The sequence below is a fragment of the Endozoicomonas sp. ONNA2 genome (assembly GCF_024606365.1).
In the GTDB taxonomy this organism is placed as follows: Bacteria; Pseudomonadota; Gammaproteobacteria; order Pseudomonadales; family Endozoicomonadaceae; genus Endozoicomonas.
In genome coordinates this window covers 1-7869 of record NZ_JAHHPO010001131.1, presented here as the reverse complement: position 1 = coordinate 7869, position 7869 = coordinate 1, and the positions used below count along the sequence as shown (strand labels likewise).

Sequence of the window (7869 nt, the reverse complement as noted above, 5' to 3'; positions counted from 1 at the left end):
TCACGCTTCAATTGCGAATAAATGAAGTAGTAGCAGTATTGGTATTTCAGGTAGCCGGTTTGCGGGCAAGGGTCACGCGGTCATGACCGGCCAGATCAGTTTCTGTATGAATGTGAGTGAAGCCTGCCCGGGAAAGAATTGTCCAAACGGGACGGCCCTGGTTATAGCCGTGTTCTAACAGGAGCCATCCTCCGGGTCTCAGGCATGGCAGTGATTGTTCGGCAATCCTGCGAATATCGTCCAGTCCATCCACTCCGGAGACCAGCGCTGACAGGGGCTCATAACGAACATCGCCTTCTTTCAGGTGCGGGTCATTGCTGCAAATGTAGGGAGGGTTGCTGACGATCATATCCATTGAGCCTCCAGCCAGTGGTGAACACCATGAACCCTCAACAAATACCGTGTTCCGGATATTGTTGATAACCGCATTGTCTGCCGCAACAGCCAGGGCGTCCGGGCTTTTGTCGATAGCGGTCACAGCCCAGTCCGGTCGTTCCCTTGCCAGGGCAAGGGCTATGGCACCGGTCCCGGTTCCCAGGTCAGCCACCCGGATTTTTGACAGGGTGTTTTGATACTCCGGGTCAGCTGTCAGACCAAGCGCCAGTTCAACCAGAAGTTCGGTGTCTGGCCTTGGGATCAGGGTCGCTTCGGTTACTTTCAGCTGAAGGCTCCAAAACTCCCGCTGCCCGGTCAGATAGGCTATAGGGCGTCCTGCTTTGCGCTGATCAATGAGCTTTGCAAACTGAGCCAGCTGCTCGCGGGTTAGCAGTGTTTCAGGCCAGGTAAAAAAATAACTTCGTGGCCGGTCAAGCACATGTGCCAGCAGTAGCTCCGCATCAAGCCGTGGGGTAGGGCTGGCAGTTAGCATACGGGATGCTTCTGCCAGAGAGGTGTCTATCCGGGCGCGGCTCATGACTTATTCGCCAGCCAGACTGGCCAACAGCTCAGCCTGATGCTCCTGCAGCAGGGGGTCAATGACCGGATCCAGTTCGCCTTCAACAATTTCCGGCAATTTATAGAGCGTAAGATTGATACGGTGATCAGTAACCCGCCCCTGGGGATAGTTATAGGTACGGATACGCTCAGAACGGTCACCGCTGCCTACCAGACTCTTGCGGGTATCGCTGATCTCCTTTGCGGCAGCGGCATCCTGGGCGTCCTGTAGTTTGGCGGCCAGCCAGGTCATGGCTTTGGCCCTGTTTTTGTGCTGCGAACGTTCATCCTGGCACTCAACCACAATACCAGTTGGCAGGTGGGTGATGCGAATGGCTGAGTCGGTGGTGTTGACGTGCTGGCCACCGGCACCGGAGGAGCGGTAAGTGTCGATGCGCAGCTCCTCCTTGCGGATCTCAATGGCCTGTTGCTCATCGGGCTCTGGCATCACGGCAACGGTGCAGGCAGAGGTGTGGATTCTGCCCTGGGATTCTGTTTCAGGAACCCGCTGAACACGATGGGCACCAGACTCAAACTTCATTCGACCGTAGACGTCGCTGCCAATCACCCGGGTGATGATCTCTTTGTAGCCGCCGTGCTCACCGTCGCTGGCACTGATCACCTCAATTCGCCAGCCGCGTTTTTCAGCATACCTTGAGTACATCCTGAACAGGTCGCCTGCGAAAATGGCAGCTTCATCGCCGCCCGTGCCGGCACGGATTTCCAGAAAGGTGTTCAGGCCGTCCCTTGGGTCTTTGGGTAGCAGCAGAACTTCAAGGTTTTTCTCCATCGCTGGCAGCTGTTCTTCGCAACTGGCCAACTCTTCCCGGGCCAGTTCCGTCATGTCCGGGTCACCTTCTGCCATCATGGCTTCGGCTTCGGCTTTGTCGCTGAGTAACTGGTCGTACTCTTTGTAGGCCTTAACCACCGGTTCCAGCTCAGCATATTCCCGGGAGAACTTGCGGAATTGATCCTGGTTACCAATAACCCCCGGGTCACTCAACAGTGCGGAAAGCTCTTCGAAGCGCTCACCGAGGTTTTCCAGTTTGACGAGAATGGACTCTTTCATGATGTCTGCAAAAGGTGTCTATAGGGTGATTTCAGAATACCATCAGGCATCCTGAGTTGAATCGGAGTGACTGCCGGAACTCAGGCCCAGCAGCTTCTCGGCCCACTCCAGCTTTTCCTGCTGCCCTTTTGCAGCAGCGCTTTTCAGCTGTACGCTGGGGTGGTGCATCAGTTTGTTGGTCAGGGAACGGGCAAATTGTTGCAGTACTTCTTCCGGCGCAGCACCTCTGGCCAGCCATTGCAGTGCTTTCTCCAGCTCCAGGTCCCGGATCGCCTCAGTGCTCTGGCGATACTTGCGTAACAGGCTGACGGCATCCAGCGCCCGCAGGCGGGTCATGAATTCAAAGGTATCAGCCTCGATCATGCGTTCAGCCTGTTGGGCTGCCTGTTTGCGCTGTTGCAGATTGTCTTCAATGGCATCCTGCAAGTCATCAACAGTGTAGAGAAAAACATCCGCCAGCTCACTTACCTCCGGTTCAATGTCCCTGGGAACGGCAATATCCACCATAAACATGGGTTTGTGTTTTCTCTGCTTCAGGGCCTTTTCAACCGCTCCTTTGCCCAGCACCGGTACCGGGCTGGCGGTGGAGCTGATCACAATATCGCTTTCATGGAGTATTTGCGGCAGATCCGAGAGCAGGACGGGCTTTCCGCCAAAAATATCAGTTAAGCGCCGGGCCCGCTCCAGGGTACGGTTCGCCACGATGACATTGGCAACGCCTTGCTGGCACAGGTGTCGGGCGGTCAGTTCAATGGTCTCACCGGCTCCGATCAGCAATGCGGTATTTTCGCCAAGGTCAGAAAAAATCTGTCTGGCCAGCTGGGTAGCGGCATAGGCTACGGATACCGGCTGTGCGTTGATAGCGGTTTCTGTGCGAATCTGTTTGGCCGTGGTGAAGCTGTGCTGAAATAATCGATTCAGGCCCGGGCCGACGGTATCTGCTTCCTGTGCACAGGCGTAGGCGGATTTTAATTGTCCCAGAATCTGGGGTTCGCCAAGCACCATGGAGTCAAGCCCGCAGGCAACCCGCATCAGATGGCGAACCGCCTGTTCATCGTGGAAAAGGTAACTGTGTTCGGTCAGTAGTTTGCCGTTGGTCTGATGGTAACAGGTCAGCCAGTCAATCAATTTTTCAAAGCAAAGCCTGACTGTGTCGGTCCCGGAATTGTCGATGGCACAGTAAATTTCGGTACGGTTACAGGTAGACAGGATGGCAATTTCTGCAATGCCAGTGTGGCTTCTGACGCTTTGCAGTGCATCGGACAACTGCTCTGCAGAAAAGGCGACCTGTTCCCTTAATGTGATTGGTGCTGTCCGGTGATTGATACCGGCGGTAATATACCCCATCAGACCTCTGTTGGTGTCAGGTTCACTGATACTATATGTTTGCTGTCATATCGGTACCCATGTCAGGAGTTATTCAAAACCATCTCGACGGGGAGTTATGCAGCTCAGTTGTATATTTGAAAATGCTTTCAGAGATGTATGCCTTATTGAAGGGTACTGTCTGAAATTTTCCGCTTATGGCTTTCTTTCCAGAAAGCGCTTGATTGCCGAAGCTATGTTTTTTCTGGCTTTTCAACATGTCCGATACTTCAATCGCAGTTAAGTAGTTAACCAAAGGAAATCATATTTTCTGACTAAATGTTCAGTCACTCTCGGCAACTGCTCCTGCCTTGCTTCAGGAGGCTGTCCATGAGCCAGAAATACACGATTTCATTTGGCCAACGACTTGTCAGACTCACCAGTGAGAGTCTTTAAGGGGCTGCTGGATTGATGGGTGTTTCGGCCGATCAATTCTGCAATGGAAAGCGTGTTACTGCAAACTCTCTTCACTTTTTTTAATGGAAATCAGGGGAAAGGGCATACCATCCATGATTAGAATGATTGCCGGGGCTGAATATCTCATCGACGGGGCTGAGGTTTTCAGAGAATGCCGTAAAACGTTGTTTCTTGTTTTTTTTGTTTTTTTAACGGGATGTGCCAGCAGGCATGTTCAGCAAGGTGATTATAGCGCTGCAACGGATGGACAATCACAGACCCGGGCTGATGAGCCTGTTACCCCTTTTGCAGCAGAGACGCTTTATGATTTGCTGGTGGCAGAGATTGGTGGTCAGCGTCAGCGTTATGATCTGGCATTGGGCAATTATTTGAAACAGGCACACAAAACCAGGGATATCGGCGTGGCCCAGAGAGCCTACCAGGTGGCAGTTTATCTGGGGGCAAGGCAAGCCGCATTGGATGCTTCATTGTTGTGGGTTGAACTTCAGCCGGAAAACCCGGATGCACTTAACGGGTCTGCCCTTGAGCTGGTGTATGCTGGTCAGTATGACAGGGCCTTTGTCCAGATGAGCCGACAGCTTGCCCTGGGCGGGAGTCCCGCCTTTGATGTACTCGCCAGTGTCGCTGGTAATGATCAGAAGCAGTTGGTTAAAGATAGCCGTCTTGAACATCAGTTTGACAGATTGCTCCGGGCTCATCCGGATTACCCAGTGCTGAAGCTCGGTAAAGCCATCCTGCTTCAGCACGCCGGAGAGTTTGAATCTGCACTGACTCTGGCCAATGAGCTGCTGCGTCAAGATCGCGGGTTTGTGCCTGCCATGATGGTAAAAGGGCGGGCTTTACATAAATTGAAGCGAAATTCTGAAGCCGAAATTATGCTTGCTCAGGCGGTTCAGCGTCATCCGGATAAAAACCGGCTGCGATTGTTGTATGGCAGAGTTCTGGTCCATGTCGGCAAGCTTGATCTGGCCAGAAAACAGTTTGCAATTCTGCTTGAGAGAGCGCCGGGGGAGAGTGATATAGTCTTGTCTTTGGCGCTTGTCACATCAGAAAATGGTATGGAGCAGGAAGCCAGGCAGTACTTTGAACTGCTATTGGCTCTGGGTGAGAGGAACAATACAGCCCATTACTATCTTGGGCGTTTGAGTGAGAAGCAGCAAAAGTATTCTGCAGCAAAAGAACATTATCTTGCTGTCGGTCCCGGAAAAGAGTTTATCGCAGCCCAGGTGGCATTGACCCGCATGCTGGTTGGGCAGAATAAACTGGAGGAGGCGCTGGCCCATGTGGAGGAGGCAAGAAATCGCCATCCTGCACGGATGGAAGCGCTGTTCCTGTTGGAGGGAGAGCTTCTGGTCAATGATCGGCAGCTGAGCAAGGCGTTGATATTGTTTGAGCGGGCACTTAAAACAAGCCCTGAATCGGTAAATCTCCTTTATTCAAGAGCAATGGTTTATGAAAAACTCAATGATCTGGAGGGGTTGGAGAGGGATCTGCGTTCTATTCTGGCGTTTGATCCTGACAATACTGCGGCACTGAATGCCCTGGGGTATACCCTTGCTGACCGAACCGACCGCTTTGCAGAGGCTGAAGCACTTATATTGCAGGCTTATGACTTGAACAGCGATGACCCGGCAATTCTGGACAGTATGGGGTGGCTGCAGTTTCGCCTCGGAAACCTTGATCAGGCGGAGAAATATCTGAGACTGGCCCACAGTCAGCTTCCTGATGCCGAGATTGCTGCTCACCTGGGTGAGGTGCTCTGGGTGAAAGGAGAGCAAGAGGCTGCCAGGTCTCTATGGGCGGAAGCATTGCAGAAAAGTCCTGATAGTCAGATTTTAAAGGATACCATGGACCGACTCACAGGGAATGACTCCGGGAGTCAGGCGGAAACAGTCAGCACTGCACATTGATTATTGGCAAACATTGATTATTGGCAAACATTGATTGTTGGCAAACAGCAAATGTCGTGCCTTCAGTGATTGTGCAGAAAACCGTGCGGTGAATACGCAAAAGCAGCTTGGTGTGAATAGGAATGGGTGTTGATAACTATTTTTCTGGTTTAAGAATCCTGCTGATTCTATTTTTTTTCTTCCTTGGCGGATGTGCCTCGCAAACGGTCGATTCAGACAGGCAGGTTAGTGATCAGGAGAAAGAGCAGCGCTGGCAGCGACATCAGAAGCGTTTGGGGCTGATTCAGGCCTGGGAGATTGCCGGGCGCCTTAACATGAAGGTGCCGGGGCAATCAGGGACTGTGTCGTTTCACTGGCGACAGCGTGGTGATAAATACAAGTTGACTCTGGATGGCCCCTTCGGTGCATCCGTTGCCCGTATCTCAGGGGATGGGCAGAGTGTGTCGGTCAGCGCATCGGATCAAACCCGTTATGGTCCGTCACCGGAAATACTGCTTTATTCCCTGACCGGGTGGCAGTTTCCAGTAAGTAATTTACGGTATTGGGTCAGAGGGCTACCAGCCCCCGGCAATGACGCCAGGATTCAGTTGAATAACCTTGGCTACCCTGAAAAGATTGAACAACAGGGCTGGGTGGTTGCCTATCAACAATACGGGTTGAGCAACAGTCAGCGGTTACCGGTTCGTTTTGTCGTGAGCCGTGGAGGTATTCGATTAAGTCTGATGGTGAGTAGCTGGCAGCTTTAACTGCCAGTCAGTTCTTGCTGATGGGCCGCGAGCGTCAATGGACCTGGCAGGGGCGGCAAATTACCGGGTCAGTTGACTTCCCAGATTCCCTCCGGGTGTGCTTTGGAAATGGCTATTAATCGATCGAGGACTCTATGGACGGTATCATCGTAACTGCCATAGCCATTTACCGGGAACAGTGCCTCCATTGCAGCCTTATTTTGCACCATATAATTGTAAATATGCTTCAGTTTAATAACTGCACGGCCTCCGCTCATGCCGTTGATAACATTGATTCCCTTACCCGGATTTGCAGCGTAAAACATGGGTGATACGTTATAAGTACAATACACTTGGGTTTCTTGGCCGTACCCTTGCATTTTAAAGTCATAACCCATTTTATAATCCTCATTTGGTCGGTTTCTGAGAATGATCGAGAATTAAGTCCTAATATGTGCCAGACCATATTTCACCGTTCCATAGGCAGGCGTTATTTATTGTTCGTTTGGCGTCTTCCTGAAGACGCGATTGGTGTTGTCAGGAGAGCCTGCTTCTCATGGGTTGCAGATCTGATGGCAGTCATAAACGGCAAACGTTTTTTTTGGGTCAGAGGGCTCCGGCCCCTGGCACCGACAGACGGTACTCCCGGGTCAATAGGTTATTTCCCAGACGCCTTGCGGATAATCGTCAGAAATGGTTATTAATCTGTTTAGAACTCTATAAAGATTATCATGGTAGCTGCCAAAGCCACTGGCTGGTGCCAGATCTGAGGCTTCCAATGCAGCCCGATTGTCGACCATATAGTTATAAATATTCTGCAATATGTATACAGCACGGCCTCCTGTCATACCGTAAATAAATTGGATTCCTTCACTGGGGTTTGCTGCATGAAACATGTGTAATGCGTTATGACTACAATGCACTAATGTTGCATCACCGTACCCTGCCATTTGAAATTCAAAACTCATACATAAAATTCTCGTTTTGAGTGGTTTTTGAGGTGGAGGGTTGAGTGTGACGTCATGGGCCACACATTGATAAGACAATTTATAAGACAAGGTTTCCCCTTGTTAAGTTCACAGTCTGACGTTATTTATTTCTGTCGCAATGCTTTAATTAACGTTTTGAATCATTATTACTGATTGTATTTTGGAGTATTCCAGATGCTGACAGAATTGGTGTTGCCAGCGCCGGCCAAATTGAACCTGTTTCTGCATATTACTGGTCGTAGACCTGATGGTTATCATAATCTGCAAACGCTGTTTCAGTTTCTGGATTTTGGTGATCAGCTGACAATCGTCGTCAGTGATTCAGGCATTGGGCTGGTTAGCGATCTTGAAGGGGTGGAGCCAGAGGACAACCTGATTGTCAAGGCTGCACGTCTTCTGCAACAGGAGACCGGTTGTCGTCAGGGGGCCAGGATTCATCTTGATAAGCGGCTGCCCATGGG

8 protein-coding genes are annotated in these 7869 nt (G+C 51.1%); 3 read left to right on the top strand and 5 right to left on the bottom strand.

Annotated features, from left to right (window positions below; translation table 11 throughout):
- Positions 1-46: 46 nt before the first annotated feature.
- The 3 genes from prmC to hemA are packed head-to-tail and all read right to left on the bottom strand — an operon-like array spanning position 47 to position 3349.
- Positions 47-913, bottom strand: coding sequence for a peptide chain release factor N(5)-glutamine methyltransferase (gene prmC, locus KDK14_RS20070; protein ID WP_257267003.1), 867 nt, complete (start codon positions 911-913; stop codon positions 47-49).
- A 3-nt stretch (positions 914-916) separates the two neighbouring features.
- Complete coding sequence (gene prfA, locus KDK14_RS20065) at positions 917-2002, bottom strand: peptide chain release factor 1 (protein ID WP_257267002.1); 1086 nt, start codon at positions 2000-2002, stop codon at positions 917-919.
- A gap of 42 nt (positions 2003-2044) precedes the next feature.
- Entirely contained in the window at positions 2045-3349 is a 1305-nt protein-coding gene (gene hemA / locus KDK14_RS20060; RefSeq protein WP_257267001.1) for a glutamyl-tRNA reductase, read from the bottom strand.
- Between the two features lie 527 nt (positions 3350-3876).
- Between hemA and KDK14_RS20055 the strand changes: the two genes are divergently transcribed.
- The gene (locus KDK14_RS20055; protein WP_257267000.1) at positions 3877-5694 is read left to right on the top strand and encodes a tetratricopeptide repeat protein; all 1818 of its coding nucleotides are present in this window, start codon (positions 3877-3879) and stop codon (positions 5692-5694) included.
- A 122-nt stretch (positions 5695-5816) separates the two neighbouring features.
- Complete coding sequence (gene lolB, locus KDK14_RS20050; RefSeq protein WP_257266999.1) at positions 5817-6440, top strand: lipoprotein insertase outer membrane protein LolB; 624 nt, start codon at positions 5817-5819, stop codon at positions 6438-6440.
- Positions 6441-6508: 68 nt separating this feature from the next.
- On the opposite strand, the gene KDK14_RS20045 is transcribed toward lolB, so the two are convergent.
- A complete protein-coding gene (locus KDK14_RS20045; RefSeq protein WP_257266998.1) occupies positions 6509-6817 on the bottom strand; it encodes a hypothetical protein in 309 nt (102 codons plus the stop codon).
- A gap of 252 nt (positions 6818-7069) precedes the next feature.
- A complete protein-coding gene (locus tag KDK14_RS20040) occupies positions 7070-7387 on the bottom strand; it encodes a hypothetical protein (RefSeq protein WP_257266997.1) in 318 nt (105 codons plus the stop codon).
- A gap of 195 nt (positions 7388-7582) precedes the next feature.
- On the opposite strand from KDK14_RS20040, the gene KDK14_RS20035 reads away from it, so the two are divergent.
- On the top strand, positions 7583-7869 hold a 287-nt coding region (locus tag KDK14_RS20035; protein WP_373691125.1), incomplete at its 3' end, for a 4-(cytidine 5'-diphospho)-2-C-methyl-D-erythritol kinase.